This window comes from Bradyrhizobium sp. MI1.3 (assembly GCF_055811695.1).
In genome coordinates, this window is record NZ_JBVVPQ010000063.1 from 22,471 (window position 1) to 40,689 (window position 18,219).

An 18,219-nucleotide genomic window follows, 5' to 3' on the forward strand; every position below is an offset into this window, starting at 1 on the left:
AAGGAATGGAAATTTCGGAATAATAGCATCCTACGCCTATTTTGCCCGACGGCGCAACGGCTTCAACAGGCCCTCGTTCAACAGGCCCTGGATCGGACGGATTCAACAGGCGCTTAAGCCATTGATTCCACTCGCCCCGGCTACTGTGCATGGGGTTGTTTTCGAGGTTTTTGATTCAGGGAGGCCCTGGTCGCCGCTGTAAGCGCGTCGCGACGACCGTCAGCTCTGCCGAAAGCCCATCCGGAAGGCGCCCCAGTGCTTGCCGCGGATCATGATCGGCGAGGACAGGTCCTTCATCAGCACGAACTGCCCGCCGCCCATGTCGCGGCGGTAGGTCTGCAGCAGGAACGGCTTGGTGTTAGCCGCGACCTTCTGCACCGCGCGATCGGTGAACAGGCGGCGGTTGCGGCAATTGGCATTATTCCAGACCGGATCCTTGCCCTGCGGCAGACGGTAGTTCGGGTTGTGCGTTGGCAGATAGCCGCCCTTGGCCCAGGCGACGCAGAACACGATGCGGGGATCGGACTTCTGAATCGGATCCTGGATCGCGGGCAGCACGCGGTCGGTGAAGTCGACATACCCAGTGTTGTACTGCTTGGGATCGGTGCCGGGGATTTCCCGGTAATTCTCGTCCATGAACTGGTCGAGCGTGATCTCGCCGCGGCCGATGGCGGCTTCGAACTCGTCGGAGATCCGCTTGGCGGTCTCGACCACGATGCGGATCAGCGGCGCATCCGACGTCTCGACGCCGCTGTCGGCGATCAGCGCGATCAGGCCTTCGGACGTGTCGAGCAGTTTGGTCACGCGCTGATCGGCGTTCTTGAGATCGCGCGAGGAGAGGTCGACGCCCTTGGCGAGCTCGTTGAGCTCGCTGATGACGGTGTCGCAATGTCCGAGATTGGAGGTCGCGGCGCGCGTGACGCTGCCGATCTCCGCTTCCACGGAGGCGAAGCCCTGCTGGACCCGCGAGATGATGCCGGAGATCCGCTGGGCGCCTTCGCCGGCCGTCTTCGCGCGCTGCGAGGCATCGCTGCTCTCGCCGATCAGGCCTTCGATCTGGCCGTCGAGATCGCGTACGGTGTCGGAGATCTGGTGTGTGGCCTGGCGGGTGGCTTCCGCGAGGTTCTTGACCTCGCTTGCGACCACCGCGAAGCCGCGGCCGGCATTGCCGGCGCGTGCCGCCTCGATGGTGGCGTTGAGCGCGAGCAGGTTGGTCTGCTTCGCGATCGCCTCGATCGAGCCGGACACTTTTGCGACTTGTGCCAGCGCGGAGCCGACGGCGCTGAGCCGCGCCTCGATCCGCTCCACCGCCGCGACGAGCTCGGAGATGTGGCTGACCGCGGCATCGACCGCGCCACGCGACTGCGCGATCTCGCCGACCGCCGCTGATGTGGTCGTTTGCACCGCCTGCGACGCATTGGCGATGTCGTGATTGGCCGAGACCATCGTCTCGGCGGTTTCCTGGAGGTGATGGAACCGCTCCGACTGGTTCGCGACGCGGCTTGCGACTTCCTGGACGTTGCCGGCGATGTCAGCGAGTTCCACGCCGAGGCCGCCGATGCGGTCGGCGAGCTGATCGATCAGCCGTTCGGAAAGTGTTCGGTTGGAGCCGGTGTCCAGTACTGCAAGTTGTACGACGGACATGTCTTGAGAGTCCTCCAGTCAGAGCCGTTCGCCGGCTCTCCGCGGCATTCCCATTCCAATTCCGGTCTTAAGAGGTGATTCGCGCGTTGGCGTCTTGCCTGAGCGCGCACTAGAGCTTGTAGGCCGTCCTGAATCCGCCCCAGTGCCGGCCCTGCACGCGGATCGGAACGTCGATCTCGCGCATCATCACCGTATTGCCGTTGCCCATGTCGCGCGCATAGCTCTGCACCAGATACGAGCGCAGGTTGCGCGCGGCGGCCAACCCCGCCGGATCGTTGAACATCCGCCGGTTGCGGCTATTGGCCGTGTTCCAGGCGGCATCGCCCGGCCGCTGCGGATGCGAGTAGATTCTGTTGTGCACCGGCAGGAACCCGTTGCGATCGACCATGGCGCAGAACGCCAGGCGCGGGTCCTTTGCCAAAAAGGCTTCCTGGAACGCCGGCAGCGCGCGGTCGGCCCAGTCGAGATATTTGGTGCGGTACTGCTGCGGATTGGTTCCTGCGATCTCGACATAATCGGTGTCGAAGAGGTCGTCGATCTTCACCTCGCCGCGGGCAACCGCCTGCTCGAAGATCGCGGTCAGCGCGTTACCGGCCTCCATGGCGCGGGTGACGAACTCCGTATTTTCCTCGTGGATCGACCAGAGCCTGTCCTCGATCTTCTCGCTGAGCGCTGCATCGGGATGGACGAAGTGCGCGCGGGCGCCGGCCTTGGATTGCTCGACTACGCGCAGGCGGCAGGCGCCGACGCCTTCGAGGGTGCCTTCGATCATGGCTTGCGATGCAAGGCGGCCCGCGTCCGCGCCGCCGATCAGCACGCCGTCCATCGCTATCTCGTAGACCGGCAGCACCCCGCGGGCGGTTTCGAGCTTGAGATGGCAGGGCAGCCGCTCGGTCTTGCGGCGGTCGTCGTGCTCGCTCTGGCGCAGCAGCACGGCGCAGCGCGATTTCAATTTCTGTGCGAAGGCGGTCACGGCCTTGCCTGCGCTGGCGACGTTCTCGCCGTGGCTCTCGGCCGCCTTGGTCGCGGCATCGATCTCGGCCGCGCTTTCGCCGACCGAGATGATGAACTCCGACGCGCTTGTCGCGTTGCCGGAGACTTCGCTGGTGGTGGCGTTCTGTTCGGCGACCGCGCCGTTGACGGTCTCGAAGACCGGGCGGATGGCCTCGATCGCCTGCGAGATGCGGTGCACCGCATCCGCGGAGCCGGCGGCGTCGCGCTGCAGCGCGTCGATCTTTTTGGTGATCTCCTCCGTCGCGCCCTGGGTCTGCACCGCGAGTGCCTTGACCTCGGTGGCGACGACCGCAAAGCCTCTTCCCGCAGCGCCCGCGCGCGCGGCCTCGATGGTCGAGTTGAGCGCGAGCAGCGTCGTCTGCCGTGCGATCTGTGCGATCAGATTGACGACGTTGCCGATGGCGGCCGAGGATTCGCGCAAGCGATCGACATTGGCGCGGGCTTCCTGTGCCGCGGCGCTGGCCTCGTCGGCGAGCTTGCCGGCCTCGCGAACCTGGGCCCCGATGCCCAGCGCCGACTGGGTGAATTTGTCGGCGGCATGGGCGAAGGTGGAGGCGTTCGATTGCGCGGCGTTGGTCCGGCCGGTGAGGGCGTCGGTACGGTCGCGAATGGCGGCAAGCGTCGTGGCGGTCGCCTCGGCACCGCCGGCCACCGAATTGGCGGCGCGCTCGAGCTGGCGAATCATCGCGCCCAGCTCGAGTTCCAGCAGTTCCAGGATTTCTTTGGCCGAATCGCTTTCGACGGCCACGGCAGACTCGGAATGGGCCGCCGGCTGCGCAGCCTGCGGGGCGGCCGCAGTTGCAGCCATGTCCGGCAGACGCTTCCGAAATAGTCCGAACGCCATCAGCTTTCTCTTGTCGGGGGACGGTCGGGCGCTATTTTCGCAAGCTGGAATGAAATCAGGGTTAACGATGCCTGACATCTAGGCACGGGCCCGTACGGTGTTACCTTAAAGTCGTAGAGCCTCTTTCTTTCCAGTGGGGTGGCGGCCTATAAGGCCGCGCTTCCCACGCTCACCTTGGCGCACGATTCCCCTAGAGAAGATCACGCATGGCCGGACATTCCCAATTCAAGAACATCATGCACCGCAAGGGGCGGCAGGATGCCCAGAAGTCGAAACTGTTCGGCAAGCTGGCGCGGGAAATCACCGTCGCGGCCAAGCTGGGGACGCCCGACCCCAACATGAACCCGCGCCTGCGTGCGGCCATCACCGCGGCGCGCCAGGAGAACATGCCGAAGGACAATATCGAGCGCGCCGTAAAGAAGGCGCTCGGCAATGACGGCGAGAATTACGACGAAATCCGCTACGAGGGTTACGGCCCCGGCGGCGTTGCCGTTATCGTCGAGGCGCTGACCGACAACCGTAACCGCGCGGCTTCCGACATCCGCTCCTTCTTCACCAAGTCCGGCGGCAATCTCGGTGAAACCGGCTCGGTGTCCTTCATGTTCGATCGCACCGGCATCGTCGAATACGACCGCAGCGTCGCCTCCGACGATGCCGTGCTGGATGCCGCGATCGAGGCCGGCGCCGACGACGTGATCTCGAGCGAAGGCGGCCACGAGATCTACGCCTCGACCGAAGGCTATCGCGACGTCGCCAAGGCGCTGGAGGCCAAGTTCGGCGAGCCGCGCAAGGCCGCGCTGATCTGGAAGCCGCAGAACACGGTCGCGGTCGACGACGAGACCGGCGAGAAGCTGCTCAAGCTGATAGACCTGCTGAACGAGCACGACGACGTCCAGCACGTCTACGCCAATTTCGAGGTGTCGGACGCGCTGCTGGCGAAGATGGGCGGGTAGGGGGCCACTTCCCCTGTTACTTTCGTTCTGTTTCTGTTTCCCCCACGGCAGCCAGCCGCTATCACTGGCCCATGACGACGCTCCCGATTCGTGGCCCTGTTCGCATCATCGGCATCGACCCCGGCCTGCGCCGCACCGGCTGGGGCGTGATCGAGGCCGAGGGCAACCGCCTGATCTACATCGCCTGTGGCTCGGTGGAGCCGCCGGACGATTTGCCGCTGGCGAGCCGGCTGCTCGCGATCCACGAGGGGCTCGCCGCCATCCTGTCCGGTCACAAGCCGATGGAAGCCGCGGTCGAGCAGACTTTCGTCAACAAGGACGGCGTGGCGACGCTGAAGCTCGGCCAGGCCCGCGGCGTCGCCATGCTCGCGCCCGCGATATTCGGCATCAGCGTTGCCGAATACGCGCCGAACCAGGTGAAGAAGACGGTGGTCGGCGCCGGCCACGCCGACAAGCAGCAGATCGCGATGATGCTCAAGATCTTGCTGCCCAAGGCCGATCCGCCGTCCGCGGACGCCGCCGACGCGCTCGCCATTGCCATCACCCATGCCCATCATCGCCAGAGCACCGCGCTGCGGCTGAAGGTGGCAGGCTTATGATCGGCAAGCTCAAGGGCCTGATCGATTCCTACGGCGAGGATTTCGTCATCCTCGACGTCGGCGGTGTCGGTTATCAGGTGCATTGCTCGACGCGCACGCTGCAGCATCTGCCCTCGCCGGGCGAGGCCGCCGTGCTGTCGATCGAGACCTATGTTCGCGAGGACCAGATCAAACTGTTCGGCTTCCGCAGCGACCAGGAGCGCGAATGGTTTCGCCTGCTCCAGACCGTGCAGGGCGTCGGTGCCAAGGTCGCGCTCGCCGTGCTCGGTACGCTGCAGCCGTCCGACCTCGCCAACGCGATCGCGTTGCGCGACAAGGCTGCGGTGGCGCGCACGCCCGGTGTCGGCCCCAAGGTCGCCGAGCGCATCGTCACCGAATTGAAGGACAAGGCGCCGGCCTTCTCCAATGTCGATCCGGCGGTCGTGCACCTCGCCGGCGCTGTCGATGACCAGCGCGCCCCGCGGCCGGTCGCGGATGCGATCTCCGCACTGGTCAATCTCGGCTACGGCCAGCCGCAGGCTGCGGCCGCGATCGCATCGGCCTCGCGCAGCGCGGGCGAGAGCGCCGAGACCGCGCAGCTCATCCGGCTGGGCCTGAAGGAGCTGTCGAAGTGAATGCGGCCCGCGCCAATCCCGTCGCCGGTCTTTTTCGCCGCCTTTCGCGCGTGGCCGGCATCGTCGTGATCTTCTCCGTTGTGGGGCCGCTGACGGTCGCCACGCTGGTTTCGGTGATGGTGGCGACGCTCGGGGCCGCGGTGCTGCAGATGTTTCTTGCGCTCGTCGAGCTGGAAGCACTGCGCACCCTGGTTTCGATCGCGATCGTGCTGCTGGCCATCGCCACGGTTCTCGCCTCGTTCCTTCCCGCAGTCGCCGCCGGCTTGATCTTCGCGCTTGCCGCGGTCTACGCCGACCTCAACATGATCTGGATGGCGTGGCTCGCCGCGGCCGTGGCCGCCGCCGGGTTCGTCGGGTTTGGCATGTTCGTTGTGCCCTCCGAAACCTCGGCGGTGATCTTGCCGAGTGTCCGTTCCGCGCCTGAGGCGCTCAAGCTTTCCGCCATGCTCGCCGTCGTCGCTGTCATCCCGGCGAGCCTGTGCTGGTGGCTCGCGAAACCGCTGCACCGTGTTATCCTGCCCGCATGAGCACGCCTCCCCGCATGGTCACGCCCGAGCGCCGCAGCGATGATGTCGGCGACATTGCGCTGCGCCCGCAATCGCTGTCCGACTTCGTCGGCCAGCAGCAGGCGCGCAAGAATCTGTCCATCTTCATCGAGGCGGCGCGCAAGCGCGGCGAGGCGCTGGATCACGTGCTGTTCGTCGGCCCGCCTGGCCTCGGCAAGACCACGCTGGCGCAGATCGTGGCCAAGGAGCTCGGCGTCGGCTTTCGCGCCACGTCAGGCCCGGTGATCGCCAAGGCCGGCGATCTCGCAGCACTCCTCACAAATCTCGAAGAGCGCGATGTGCTCTTCATCGACGAGATCCATCGCCTGAGCCCGGCAGTGGAAGAAGTGCTTTATCCCGCGATGGAGGATTTCCAGCTCGACCTCATCATCGGCGAGGGCCCGGCGGCGCGTTCGGTGAAGATCGAGCTGTCGAAATTCACTCTCGTCGGCGCCACCACCCGGGCCGGCCTGCTCACCAATCCCTTGCGGGACCGCTTCGGCATTCCGGTCCGGTTGAATTTCTACACCATCGAGGAGCTTGAGAGCATCGTCACCCGTGGTGCCCGCGTGCTCAACGTCGGCATGAGCGCGGATGGCGCCAACGAGATCGCGCGACGCGCGCGTGGCACGCCGCGTATCGCCGGCCGGCTGTTACGCCGCGTGCGCGATTTTGCTTCGGCGGCCGATGCCGACAGGATCGATCGCAAGATTGCCGACCACGCGCTGAGCGCGCTCGAGGTTGACGCCGCCGGCCTCGATGCCATGGACCGCCGTTACCTCACGACCATCGCGCAGAACTATGGCGGCGGTCCGGTCGGCGTCGAGACGATGGCCGCCGCTCTGTCGGAGCCGCGCGATGCGATCGAAGACATCATCGAGCCTTATCTGATCCAGTGTGGCTATCTGCAGCGGACCCCGCGCGGCCGCCTGCTCACCTCGCACGCCTTCCGCCATCTCGGCATCAGCGAGCCCTCGCGCGATGCGGCGGCACAGATCGGCCTGTTCGGCACCGACGAGAGCGACGACTGATCTACGCAACTGCAGACTGCTCGCGCCGTCATGAATTTCCGGTGATCTCGTGCAGAGGGTCTGCACAAACCCACCCCATTTCCGCTCCAATAGGATCGCATCAAGAAGCCGCATCACGATCGGGCTGCCATGATCACGCGCCGTCATTTCTTCCGTTCCATCGGCGGCCTGTCCGCCCTCGGCGTATCGACCGCGGCCTATGGCGTCGGCGTCGAGCCGGTCCTGCGGCTTCGTGTCACCCGCTATCATCCGACGCCGCGGCAATGGCCCGCGGACTTTCCGCTGAAGATCGCCGTGATCGCCGACATCCATGCCTGCGATCCCTGGATGTCACTGGAGCGGATCGATTCCATCGTCGAGCGCACCAACGCACTGAACGCGGATATCATCGTGCTGCTCGGCGACTATGTCGCCGGCTTGCACCAGGTCACGCGCATCATTCCGGCGAACGAATGGGCCAAGGTGCTGGCCGGTCTGAAAGCGCCGCTCGGCGTCCATGCCGTCATGGGCAATCATGATTATTGGGCGGACAGGACCGTGCAGCAGGTGGGGCACGGGCCGACGGTCGCGCATCGCGCGCTGGAGGCGGCCGGCATTCCTGTCTACGAGAACGACGTCGTGCGGCTCGCCAAGGACGGCCGCGCGTTCTGGCTCGCTGGCCTCGGCGATCAGCTCGCCTTTCTGCCGGCGCGCCGCTTCCGGAGCACGGGGCGCTTCGGCGCTGACGATCTCGACGCGACGCTTGCCAAGGCCACCGACGATGCGCCGATCATCCTGCTCGCGCATGAGCCCAATATCGCGCCGCGCGTGCCCGCCCGCGTCGCGCTGCAACTGTCCGGCCACACCCATGGCGGCCAGATCCGCCTGCTCGGCTGGTCGCCGGCAGTTTCGCGGCAGCATGGCCTGCGGCTCGCCTATGGTCACTTCCGGCTCAAATGCGACCTCATCGTTTCCGGCGGCCTCGGTTGCAGCCTTATGCCGGTCCGCGTCGGCGTGCCGCCGGAGATCGTCGAGGTGACGCTGGGGCGGGGGCCGGTGGTGATCTAAGGCATGGAATTCTGCATCAAATGATGCTATATTCGATGTAGAGGTGCCCCATGAGAACGACGATCGCGATAGACGACGAGCTTTTTGCCAAGGCGCAGGAATTTGCTGGCGTCAGCGAAAAGGCAGCCGTCGTTAGGGAAGCCTTGATAGCCTTCGTTGAACGGGAGGCCGCACGCCGTCTCGCGCGGATGGGAGGTACCGAACCCAACGCCAAGGCTCCGCCGCGCCGCCGGCCCAAGTGAAAGTCCTGGCGGACACGTCGATCTGGATCGACCACTTCCGCCGCACGGATGGACGGCTTGCTGGCCTCCTCGATCACGGTGACATCGTTATTCATCCGTTCGTGATCGGCGAATTGCTCCTGGGGCGCGTGTCGAAGGCTTCTGACATGCTTGATGAACTGAACCTCCTCCCTAAGGCGACGATCGCCAGCAATAGCGAAGTCTTAGAGTTTATCGTTAAGCGAAAGTTGTCCGGATTGGGCATTGGGTGTGTCGATGCCCACTTGCTCGCATCGACGATGTTGACAGTCGAGGCAACAATCTGGACACGTGACAAGCGATTGCTTGCGGCAGCTCGGTCGTTGAAATTGGCTGCCGATATCCAATGAGTACGCCGATGTCTCATCTCGACGGCGAGATCCGCGACGGCCGCCACCGCATGCAGGTCCGCGTCTATTACGAGGACACGGATTTCCCTGACTTGCCATTGTCGTAGTATGCAAACGTGCTTATCTCTCGCTCCTTGCTGCGGTTTTCGGGAAAGAGGTTCTTTCCGCAAAGCGCGGAGCTGTTCAGGTAGGGCGTATATTCGTAGGGCATCCGCTTGCGAACCGGATGCACTACTATGCATTCAATCAAGTTGCGGAAGGCAATGCGAGTTTCGATCGCCTTCGGATTGGTTTTGAGCGCGGTGATAAGCCTTCTAACCTCCGAGGAGTATCGGTCACTGAATTTCGGGCGATCGAAGCCAACTATATTTTCGCCGCCACCGCCGAGCAGCCGCAAGCGCTCTTCAACGCTTTCCCGCTCCAGGTCGCACTCATCGATCCGCTTGAGCAATTCGTCCGGCTTGCGGCGGCTATTTGCGATGGCATAAGAGAGGCGTTCGATCTCGGTAGTCAATACGCGGCGTCGACGCTCTAGCTTATTGTGTTCGCTACCATTGTTCCGATCGTTTTTGCGCTCCTCCTTCCAAGTACGCATCGCCTCTTCAATGGCTTTCGGCGAAAGCAATTTCACCTGGATTTTTTCGGAGGCATCCTCGAGCAGAACGTCCATATCAAAGCTACGGGTGTGCTCGCAGGTGCCCCGCTGATGCGCGCTCGCGCATGCCGCGCGCGGCGCACCGTTACGCGAGGATTGAGCGATTCGCATATGGCCATTGCAGACGCCACACCGGAGCACACCGGCAAGCGGGTGCTCATTGTTGCGCGGACTCACGGCGCGACGCCGCGGCTGGCCAGTCGGTCCGAACATAGACACCGCGCGCACCCTACGAACCTTCTGCGCTAGATCCCAGAGCCCTTGCGGAACGATCCGCAGCTCTGGCTTTTTGACGATAATGTGGCGTTCAGCTGGATTGCGGCGCTTCTGTTTCTTCTGCGTCTCTGGGTTAAGAATTGTCGAGCGAACGTTCCAATGTATCTCGCCGATGTAGAGTTCGTTGCCGATAATGCCGCGACCATGCCGACCGCCTGTGATGCACTGATGGTTCCAGGTGGTGCGACCCGCCTTGTTCTTGTGACGAGTTGCCCCTGGTGAGGGCACACCTTCGCGGGTGAGGTCAGCGGCGATAGTTCGGGTCGAGCGGCCCGCTGCATATTCTTTGAAGATGCGGAGCACAATCTTTGCTTCGTTCTCATCGATTACGCGCTCGCCGGGCGCGCCCGGCCTTGGCCGATAACCATAGGCGTATGAGCCCGGAATTCTTCCGTTCGCAACAGCGTTGTCATGGCCGCGCCGAACCTTTTCGGCGAGCTGCGGCTTGTAAATCGTGTTGTACAGACTTGCGATGCTAATGTCAGTGGCGGTCGCGTAGACTCCTTTCTGATCCATCAGCTCAACGCCGTTGAACTCGAAAACCTGCTTGAGACGCTGGATGGTTGCGGGATCGCGCGACAAGCGGTCGAAATGCTCAACGACGACTACGTCAAACTGCCGGCTTCGCACACCGTTGAGCAAGCGCTGATAGCCGTCCCGCGCACCTTCGGTAAGACCAGATTTTGCGGCATCCACAAACTCGCCGACGACATCGAGGTTGTTGCGCAATGCGACCTTGCGGCAGAGTAACAGCTGACCGTCAATCGAGCTCGCCTTTTGCATGTCGCTCGAATAGCGCGCGTATATTACGGCCGTTTTCTTCGATGACGGTGTCGTCATGCCGGTCCTCTATCGGCTGCCCCGAGCCATGATTTTCATCCCGTGCGATCTGACGGCCGATGGCGCGCGCCAACTCAAACCAGATTTCCTCATTGTCCGGATTATCCCAGCTCTGAGGATGGGAGGGGGCAAGCGGTCGAATGGTCGCTCGTTGTCTTCGGAAAGATCGGATGCGGGTAGGCATTTGCAAACTCGCGAGCGGAAGCTAGCGTAAATTTCCGCGCTGCGCTACGGCCAAGCCGCAGCGATTACTCGCAACGCGTCCCTCATGCTGGCTTCGGCAGCGTCGAATGAAAATGAAATTCGTCAAGTGCCGCAGCGTGCGTGAGGGCATTCCTGGCGATGAGGCGCGTAGTCCAGAGCAGAAATGCTAAGCAAAGCGGAGTAAAAATACTGGCGGCGGCGTAAGTTTGTTATCGGGTGCGGGTGCGGGTGCGGGTGCGGGTGCCCGGTGCGTAGGAGCCGTCCTCGGTTCCCCACATATTGTACTGGCTGCCGCAGAGCCCCGGCGAACTGTAACGTTCAGCCCAGACGCGGTGGTCGACCCCAAGGACCCTTCGATGATTGGGTCTTTTCTTATTCCGCTTGTTCGATCTTGCGTCGAGGCTCCAAGAGCCAGCAATCGCGTCTTCGTGAGCTCCGCAGTAGGGCGCGAAAAGCACTGTCAGAAATACTCGTGTTCCTCAGCATGCTGTAACTGGCGCTCGGGCAACCGGTTGGCCGGCAAGAGGGCCGGGCCGGTCAGCTGGCGGCCGGAAGGCTGACGCTCGAATCATCGCTCAAAGGCGCGATGATTTCTAGCGTCATGTAACGGGCGCGCTGGACGGCCCATTGTCGTTCTGTTCGAGCAGGACCACTCCAATGAGGCGAACCATGGCCTCCTCGTTGGGGAACATGCCGACCATATGTCCAAACCGGTTCACAGCCTTGCTGCACCACATCGAGAAAGACGCTCTGCTTCGGGCGTTTCGACGACAAAAGCCCGCAGGCCGGCGCGGAGGTCGATGGGATAAGGGAGGCAAAGTACGAAGAGGGGCTCACGGACCAATCCGCGATCTCTGCGCACGGGTCCACACTGTCCCTACCGGCTACAGCCGGTGCGGCGCGTCTACATCCCCAACCCGACGGGGGTAGGCGGCCTCTCGGTGTGCCGGCCGCTAGAGGACAAGATCGTCCAAAGCGCGGTGGCCGAGGTGTTGAGCGCCGCCTATGAGCTCGAATTCCTCGGGTTCTCCTACGGCTCCCGGCCGGGGCGGGATCCTCAGATGGAGCTTGATGCCCTCGATCCGGCTATCATGACATATCCAGTGTCTTCGATTCGGTCGACCACGAGTGGCTGCTGCGGATGGTGGCGCACAGGATTGCCGATCCTCGTATCCTGCAGCTCATCGAGATGCGGCTGCGAACTGGCGTTCGTGAGAGCGGCGAGAAGCAAGACACACGCCGCAAAGGGCAGGATCAGTCCGCTCCTTTCCAACATCTTCCTGCATTACCTCCTCGATCGCTGGGTCGACCACTGGAGCGGTCGCCATGCAGCGCGGTCGCGTTGTGACCGTGCGCTTTGCGCACGACTTCGTCATCGGCTTCGAGAGCAAGGCAGATGCCCAGGAAATGCTCTTGGCCCTCAATGCGCGACTGGCCGGCGCTCCATGCGGACAAAACCCGTTGATCGAGTTTGGCGCGGTTCGCGGCCCTCCCGCGTCAGCCGCGCAGCGAGCGGTGGCCGAGACCTTCGCCTTCCTGGGATTCACTTACTTTGCGGGCGGACCCGAGATGGCCGGTTCATCGTGAAGCACAAGACCGAAGGGAAACGCCTGTGCTCTCGAGCAACATCACAAGTCTCGCGCGGCTCATGCGGGCGTCGCTCGTCGACAAACGTTGGTATAGGTTATGCAACCCGTTCTATATCCCCCGCTTACCTCTGTAGAGTTGAGCTGCCCGTCGGCTTGTCTGTAGTTTCAGCGTCGAAGCTGGACCGTCCGAAGGGTGGGGCGGCGCGAAATCCTAAGCTGAGTTGATAAGTGTGCTGCAAGGCATTGCTGCCATTGAAGCGTGGGACGAGGTTAAATGGAAATACGTCAGCCCACTTCCGCGTTGGAGGTCCATCAGCACATTGTGTGCTCCCTCCAGAAGCAAGACCCAGTGATCTTGGACATCGGCTGCTACGACGGAGCTGACTCTTTACATTGTCTGCGGCTTTGCCCAGAGGCTCAGCTCTACTGGTTCGAGCCGGCCCCCCCGGGGCGGTTGCTAGCTTAAGAGAAACATGGGGCTATACCCTGAGAAGGTGCCCCTAGCCACAGTCGCCGCGTTGATGACTGTTGCTGTAGCCTGGCTTACTGGCGAATTTCCGTCAGTCTCTTGAATGCGAGCATCGCGATGGCATTTACCGAGCTCTTCATCAAACGTCCTATATTGTCTATCGTCGTCAGTCTCCTGATCCTGCTGACCGGCATTGGTGCGGCCACCGTTTTGCCAATCCGGCAGTATCCTAAGCTGACCAACACGGTCGTCAATATCACTACCTCTTATCCTGGCGCCTCCGCCGACATGATCCAGGGGTTCATCACCACGCCCCTTGAGCAAGCGCTCGCTTCGGCCGAAGGCGTTGATTACATTACGTCCTCCTCGGTGCTCGGTGCCTCGACGATCCAGGTCTATATCAAGCTCAATTTCGAGCCCAACGAGGCGCTCACTGAAGTGCTCTCCAAGGTCAACTCGGTCAAATATTTAATCCCTAAGGAATCGAACGATCCGGTCGTCACCAAATCTGCCGGTCAGACCACAGCTGTCATGTATATCGCCTTCTCCAGCGAAGAACTGACGGCCAGCGCGATCTCCGACTATCTCTCGCGCGTGGTGCAACCGATTATGTCAACTGTAGACGGCGTCGCAGCGGCAGACATCCTCGGCGGCCAGAGTTTTGCGATGCGGTTATGGCTCGATCCCGCGAGAATGGCGGGCCACGGCGTGTCGCCAGCTGATGTTTCTGCTGCAATCGCGGCCAACAACTTCCAGGCTGCGGCCGGCCAGACTAAGGGCTATTTCACTCTCTCCGACGTCACGGTCAACACTGATCTGCGGAGTGTTGATGAATTCAAGCGCATGATCGTCAAAGCCAATGACGGCGGCTTTGTGCGCATGGAGGACATCGCGACAGTCGAGCTTGCGGCGCAGAGCACAAACGCCAGCGTCGCGATGAACGGCGAACACGCTATCTTCGTCGCCGTGCAGGCGAGCCCAGAAGGTAATCCACTGAACATAGCGCGAGGCGTTCGGGCACTGCTTCCAGAAATGAAGCGCAGCCTGCCGCCATCGCTGAAGATGGAAGTGGCCTACGACTCCACCAAGTTCATCCAATCATCGATAGACGAGGTGGAGAAGACGCTCCTTGAGGCGGTCGCGATCGTGGTGTTGGTGATCTTCCTGTTCCTGGCCTCCTTGCGGTCTGTCATCATTCCGGTCGTCACCATTCCGCTGTCCATTATTGGCGTCTGCAGTATGATGCTGGCGCTGGGGTTCTCATTCAATCTGCTGACCCTCCTTGCGATGGTGCTTGCGATCGGTCTTGTGGTTGATGACGCAATTGTCGTGGTGGAGAACGTTCATCGCCATATGGAAGAAGGTGCGTCGCCCGCGCAGGCCGCTACGAACGGCGCGGGCGAGATCGTCGGCCCCGTCCTCTCCATGACGATTACGTTGGCCGCCGTGTACGCGCCCATCGGCTTTCTCGGCGGCCTCACCGGCGCGCTGTTCCGCGAATTCGCGTTTACACTGGCGGGTTCGGTGATCGTGTCGGGCGTGATCGCGTTGACGCTGTCGCCCATGATGTGCGCGGTCTTCCTGAAGAGCGCTGAAGAGGGGCGGTTTGCAAAGTTTGTGAATCGTGTGTTCAGCGCCATGACGCGCTGGTACGGCCGCAAGCTCGACCGCTCGCTCGACTATCGCCCGATTACCGGGCTGTTTGCGCTGACCATGCTGGGCCTCGTCGCCTTTCTGTATATGCACACTTCCAAGGAACTCGCACCCGAGGAGGATCAGGGCATCGTATTCGCACTGACAAAAGCGCCGAAATACGCCAATATTGATTACCTGGATTATTACGGCGCCAAGCTCGACAAGGCACTCCAGAAGTTTCCCGAGACGGATTTTCGCTTCGTGCTCAACGGCATCAGCGGTCCGCAGGGCGGCATGGCCGGGATGTTGCTTAAGCCTTGGGCCGAGCGCAAGCGCTCATCGATCGCGCTGAAATCGCTGGTCCAGGCCGAGCTGTCCAAACTGGAAGGCATCAACGCATTTGCCTTTAGCTTGCCGCCGCTTCCGGGCGGTTCGGGCGGCTTACCAGTGCAGATGGTGATCAAGTCGACGCTCGGTTTCCAGTACATCTACGAACAGATGTCGGAGCTGAAGGATGCCGCGCGCAAGAGCGGTCTGTTCATGGTCAGCGACTCTGACCTTGAGTTCAACCAGCCGGGGGTGCGAATCAAGGTCGATCGATCCAAGGCGAGCGACCTTGGCATCACCATGCAGAACGTCGGTAGCGCGCTCGCGACCCTCCTTGGCGGAAACTACGTCAATCGCTTCAACCTGCAGGGCCGCTCCTACGAAGTGATCCCGCAGGTGCCGCGCGAGAAACGCCTGACGCCGGAATCACTTGGGAGCTATTATGTCAAGACAGCGGCGGGCTCGATGCTGCCGCTATCGACCGTGGTCTCCATCGAGACTGCGACCAATCCGAACGCACTCACCCACTACAACCAGCTCAACTCCGCGACCTTCCAAGCCGTACCGATGCCCGGCGTCACGATCGGTCAGGCTGTGGACTTCCTCGACGTCGAGGCAATGAAACTGCCCGCAGAGTTCAGTCACGACTTCCTCGGGGACGCCCGTCAATATGTGCAGGAGGGTAACAAACTAGTCATCACCTTTGCGTTTGCACTCATCGTCATTTTCTTGGTGCTTGCGGCGCAGTTCGAAAGTCTGCGCGATCCCCTCATCATTATGTTCAGCGTTCCCATGGCAATCGCCGGCGCCTTAATCCCGCTATTCTTTGGCTTGGCGACGATGAACATCTACACCCAAATCGGACTGTTGACATTGGCTGGGCTGATATCCAAGCACGGTATTCTGATGGTCCAGTTCGCCAATCAGCTGCAGCTCAAGGAGAGACTCGATTCCCGCTCGGCCATCGAGATGGCGGCGCGCGTCCGCCTCCGCCCAATCTTGATGACCACCGCGGCGATGGTCACGGGCCTCTTACCTTTGTTGACCGCAACGGGTGCTGGCGCCGCGAGCCGCTTCTCGATCGGGCTCGTGGTCGTCGCGGGCATGTCCATCGGCACGCTGTTCACGCTTTTCGTGCTGCCGGCGCTCTATGTCGCGATCGCGTCGGATCACCGCGCCGACGCGAGTTCCGATCACGTCCAGAACGCCGCCGAGCTCGCCTTCATCGGAGCATCCGATGCCCACCTGGCCAAGCGATGATCCTAACGATCAACTCGGGTTTGCTCGATCGCGCCGCTAGCGTAGCGGCGCTGCTCGCCGACCGCGGTAACCTGATCGCACTGGGTGCCTGCAGTTCATGGCGGCGGACAGGAAGGATGATCCGCGGCTGCTGCGCTTCGTCTCAATCTACTGCTTGCCCGAGGTGAAGGACTACATCGCGACCAAATACGGCCGCTTCATTGTGCAGATGTGGTGAGCGACGGATGCCTGGGAGGGTTTCACGGTCCCTTGCGCGTCCGGAGCTTCAAACCGGTGGTGCGAAGCTTGGGGGAATCATGTGTTCGGCGAAGAGCGCGTCGCGGATCCGTTTCTGCTCCGACAGGCGGATGCTGTTGTTACCTGACCGAGCAGGCCACCGCACGTGAGTTGCCGGACATCACGGCAGCATAACTCGCAGGATTGACGTCGCCCGGGACAGGGACAGAATCCATGTTCCCCGAATGGGTGGCGTACCCATTTTTCAATTGGTTCTTGGTGGAGAATTATTCACTTCCTGACCGCGCTGCAATTGCTGTCTGAAAAGAGACCGCTGATTTGCTGCAGGCTTAGATAGTTGCCAAGAAATTCAATCCCCGCCAATTTTGGGCGCGAAACGAGCCGGCCAAGACGCGATAGTCCGGCGATTACTCGAGCGCGGCCGCCATTTCGGCTAAGGTTTGGGGATCGGAGGCTCCCGGGATGAACCCGCGGTCGGTGCGGGCCTGACTGCACTCTATCGGATGCGGCGGGGCGAGGCATCGGTTCCTGTGGACAGCTGTTCGCCCGGTTTACGTCCGCAGCTATTGGTTGGGTGGAAATAACCAGTCGGCCAAGGGATGCATCCGTGACCAGTCAGCGCGGACGCTCGAGTCCGGCACCTCGCCAGCTTCAATTGAGGCTTCGCCCGTCGAAGTGTCGAACGGGGGGTATTGACGGCGATGTCTATGGCACGCTCGCGCACATGCGGGCTTGCGCGATCTTGCATCAACCCGTGCTCCTCGCATTGGCGGCTAGCGCCGACCTGCTGCAGCACCAAGTCGCCCAACCGCAGCGTCCGGAATGGCGGGTCGTCTCGCCGGTACAATCAGCATCGAATTCGCTCCTGAGGACGAATCGCTCTGATCGTTCCGCGGTTAGCACAACGCGAGATTCCGAATCGTTTGGCCGGAAGCTTTTCGAATGCGGTCACGTGATGGGTGTCCTCATAGCCAAACCGGGCGCTCCGGTCGGATCCAAGGGCTCTTCTGTGAGCGCGGAAATCTGGCCGCGGGCGTGGCGGATGAAGAGCCGAATCGCAGATCGAGCAAGTCCGCTTCTGAGCCGAAGAACGACAGGCGCGCCGCATCGACACAGTCCCAAATCAGCGCTGAATTCAGCGATCGGGCCCGTCATATTCCGCCCAACTATCCGTCGTCTCGTACACCCTCACGCTCGAGAGTTGGGCGAGGCGCGGTTTCGCGTGCTCCCAGATCCAGATGGCGATATTTTCCGCCGTCGGATTTTCCAGTCCCGGGACGTCGTTCAGGCAATGGTGATCGAGCTTCTTTATAAGAAGGCCAAACGCTTCCTCCATGTTGAAGAAATCCATTACGAATCCGGTGTGCGGATCGACGGCCCCGTTCAGCACGACCTCGACGCGATAGGAATGACCATGCACCCGATGACAGCGATGTGTCTGCGGGACGTTTGGAAGTCGGTGCGCTGCCTCGAACTTAAATGCTTGGGATATCTTCATGTGATGCCGAGTGTTTGTGGGACTGCACGCTGAGCCGCCATTTCGGCTGAGCCAGGCAGTCCGAGATAGCCCGCCGCTCGACGGCGTCAGGGCGGTCTTTCGATCGAAGCAGAAATTGTTCAAGCCACGCTCATCGAACCGGTCTGGCAGGCTGCCGGTTGCGGCCACACGAATTTTCAGTTCGTGTCCGCGAGTGACGGCCAGCGCGGCGCTATTTACTGACGCAAATCCAGTCACCACGCTGGCCGGGGCCGGCAGCCTGCCGTTCGTCTCGATCGCGCTGAGGAACCCGATATCGTGTAAAGATTGCAGGACATCATCGAACCAC

14 protein-coding genes and 2 pseudogenes are annotated in these 18,219 nt (G+C 62.1%); 11 read left to right on the forward strand and 5 right to left on the reverse strand.

Annotated features, from left to right (window positions below):
- Positions 1 to 219: 219 nt before the first annotated feature.
- Positions 220 to 1,644 carry a methyl-accepting chemotaxis protein gene (locus AC0L3A_RS31745; protein WP_219682867.1) on the reverse strand — a complete coding sequence of 475 codons (1,425 nt, stop codon included), beginning with the start codon at positions 1,642 to 1,644 and terminating at the stop codon, positions 220 to 222.
- Positions 1,645 to 1,753: 109 nt separating this feature from the next.
- On the reverse strand, positions 1,754 to 3,502 hold the full coding sequence (locus AC0L3A_RS31750; RefSeq protein ID WP_473255844.1) for a methyl-accepting chemotaxis protein: 1,749 nt from the start codon (positions 3,500 to 3,502) through the stop codon (positions 1,754 to 1,756).
- A gap of 206 nt (positions 3,503 to 3,708) precedes the next feature.
- On the opposite strand from AC0L3A_RS31750, the gene AC0L3A_RS31755 reads away from it, so the two are divergent.
- The 9 genes and pseudogenes from AC0L3A_RS31755 to AC0L3A_RS31795 form a co-directional block, all read left to right on the forward strand.
- A complete protein-coding gene (locus tag AC0L3A_RS31755; RefSeq protein WP_007599968.1) occupies positions 3,709 to 4,455 on the forward strand; it encodes a YebC/PmpR family DNA-binding transcriptional regulator in 747 nt (248 codons plus the stop codon).
- A 71-nt stretch (positions 4,456 to 4,526) separates the two neighbouring features.
- A complete protein-coding gene (ruvC, locus tag AC0L3A_RS31760; RefSeq protein WP_063994729.1) occupies positions 4,527 to 5,054 on the forward strand; it encodes a crossover junction endodeoxyribonuclease RuvC in 528 nt (175 codons plus the stop codon).
- Positions 5,051 to 5,668 carry a Holliday junction branch migration protein RuvA gene (gene ruvA / locus AC0L3A_RS31765; RefSeq protein WP_354159341.1) on the forward strand — a complete coding sequence of 206 codons (618 nt, stop codon included), beginning with the start codon at positions 5,051 to 5,053 and terminating at the stop codon, positions 5,666 to 5,668. The genes ruvC and ruvA overlap by 4 nt, the downstream gene beginning before the upstream one ends.
- On the forward strand, positions 5,665 to 6,195 hold the full coding sequence (locus AC0L3A_RS31770; protein ID WP_219682865.1) for a hypothetical protein: 531 nt from the start codon (positions 5,665 to 5,667) through the stop codon (positions 6,193 to 6,195). The genes ruvA and AC0L3A_RS31770 overlap by 4 nt, the downstream gene beginning before the upstream one ends.
- Positions 6,192 to 7,244, forward strand: a complete 1,053-nt coding sequence (ruvB, locus tag AC0L3A_RS31775; protein ID WP_473255845.1) for a Holliday junction branch migration DNA helicase RuvB — start codon at positions 6,192 to 6,194, stop codon at positions 7,242 to 7,244. Before AC0L3A_RS31770 ends, ruvB begins: the two co-directional genes overlap by 4 nt.
- A 129-nt stretch (positions 7,245 to 7,373) precedes the next feature.
- Entirely contained in the window at positions 7,374 to 8,291 is a 918-nt protein-coding gene (locus AC0L3A_RS31780) for a metallophosphoesterase (protein WP_219682863.1), read from the forward strand.
- A 50-nt stretch (positions 8,292 to 8,341) separates the two neighbouring features.
- On the forward strand, positions 8,342 to 8,533 hold the full coding sequence (locus AC0L3A_RS31785; RefSeq protein ID WP_007599974.1) for a type II toxin-antitoxin system VapB family antitoxin: 192 nt from the start codon (positions 8,342 to 8,344) through the stop codon (positions 8,531 to 8,533).
- Positions 8,530 to 8,901: a type II toxin-antitoxin system VapC family toxin gene (locus AC0L3A_RS31790; RefSeq protein WP_007599975.1), complete on the forward strand. Its 372-nt coding sequence runs from the start codon at positions 8,530 to 8,532 to the stop codon at positions 8,899 to 8,901. Before AC0L3A_RS31785 ends, AC0L3A_RS31790 begins: the two co-directional genes overlap by 4 nt.
- Positions 8,898 to 8,987 (forward strand): annotated as a pseudogene (locus tag AC0L3A_RS31795) (4-hydroxybenzoyl-CoA thioesterase); the annotation flags it as partial. The gene AC0L3A_RS31790 and the pseudogene AC0L3A_RS31795, both read left to right, overlap by 4 nt.
- Here AC0L3A_RS31795 and AC0L3A_RS31800 read toward each other — a convergent pair.
- The gene (locus AC0L3A_RS31800; RefSeq protein WP_259217620.1) at positions 8,969 to 10,672 is read right to left on the reverse strand and encodes a recombinase family protein; all 1,704 of its coding nucleotides are present in this window, start codon (positions 10,670 to 10,672) and stop codon (positions 8,969 to 8,971) included. The pseudogene AC0L3A_RS31795 and the gene AC0L3A_RS31800 overlap by 19 nt on opposite strands.
- A gap of 741 nt (positions 10,673 to 11,413) precedes the next feature.
- Positions 11,414 to 11,574, reverse strand: a pseudogene (locus AC0L3A_RS31805) (IS256 family transposase); the annotation flags it as partial.
- Between the two features lie 628 nt (positions 11,575 to 12,202).
- On the opposite strand from AC0L3A_RS31805, the gene AC0L3A_RS31810 reads away from it, so the two are divergent.
- Positions 12,203 to 12,463: a hypothetical protein gene (locus AC0L3A_RS31810; RefSeq protein ID WP_317245410.1), complete on the forward strand. Its 261-nt coding sequence runs from the start codon at positions 12,203 to 12,205 to the stop codon at positions 12,461 to 12,463.
- A gap of 588 nt (positions 12,464 to 13,051) precedes the next feature.
- Positions 13,052 to 16,156, forward strand: coding sequence for an efflux RND transporter permease subunit (locus AC0L3A_RS31815; RefSeq protein ID WP_317245409.1), 3,105 nt, complete (start codon positions 13,052 to 13,054; stop codon positions 16,154 to 16,156).
- Between the two features lie 1,372 nt (positions 16,157 to 17,528).
- Here the strand turns inward: AC0L3A_RS31815 and queD are convergent.
- On the reverse strand, positions 17,529 to 17,891 hold the full coding sequence (gene queD, locus AC0L3A_RS31820) for a 6-carboxytetrahydropterin synthase QueD (protein WP_085361592.1): 363 nt from the start codon (positions 17,889 to 17,891) through the stop codon (positions 17,529 to 17,531).
- Positions 17,892 to 18,219: the final 328 nt, after the last annotated feature.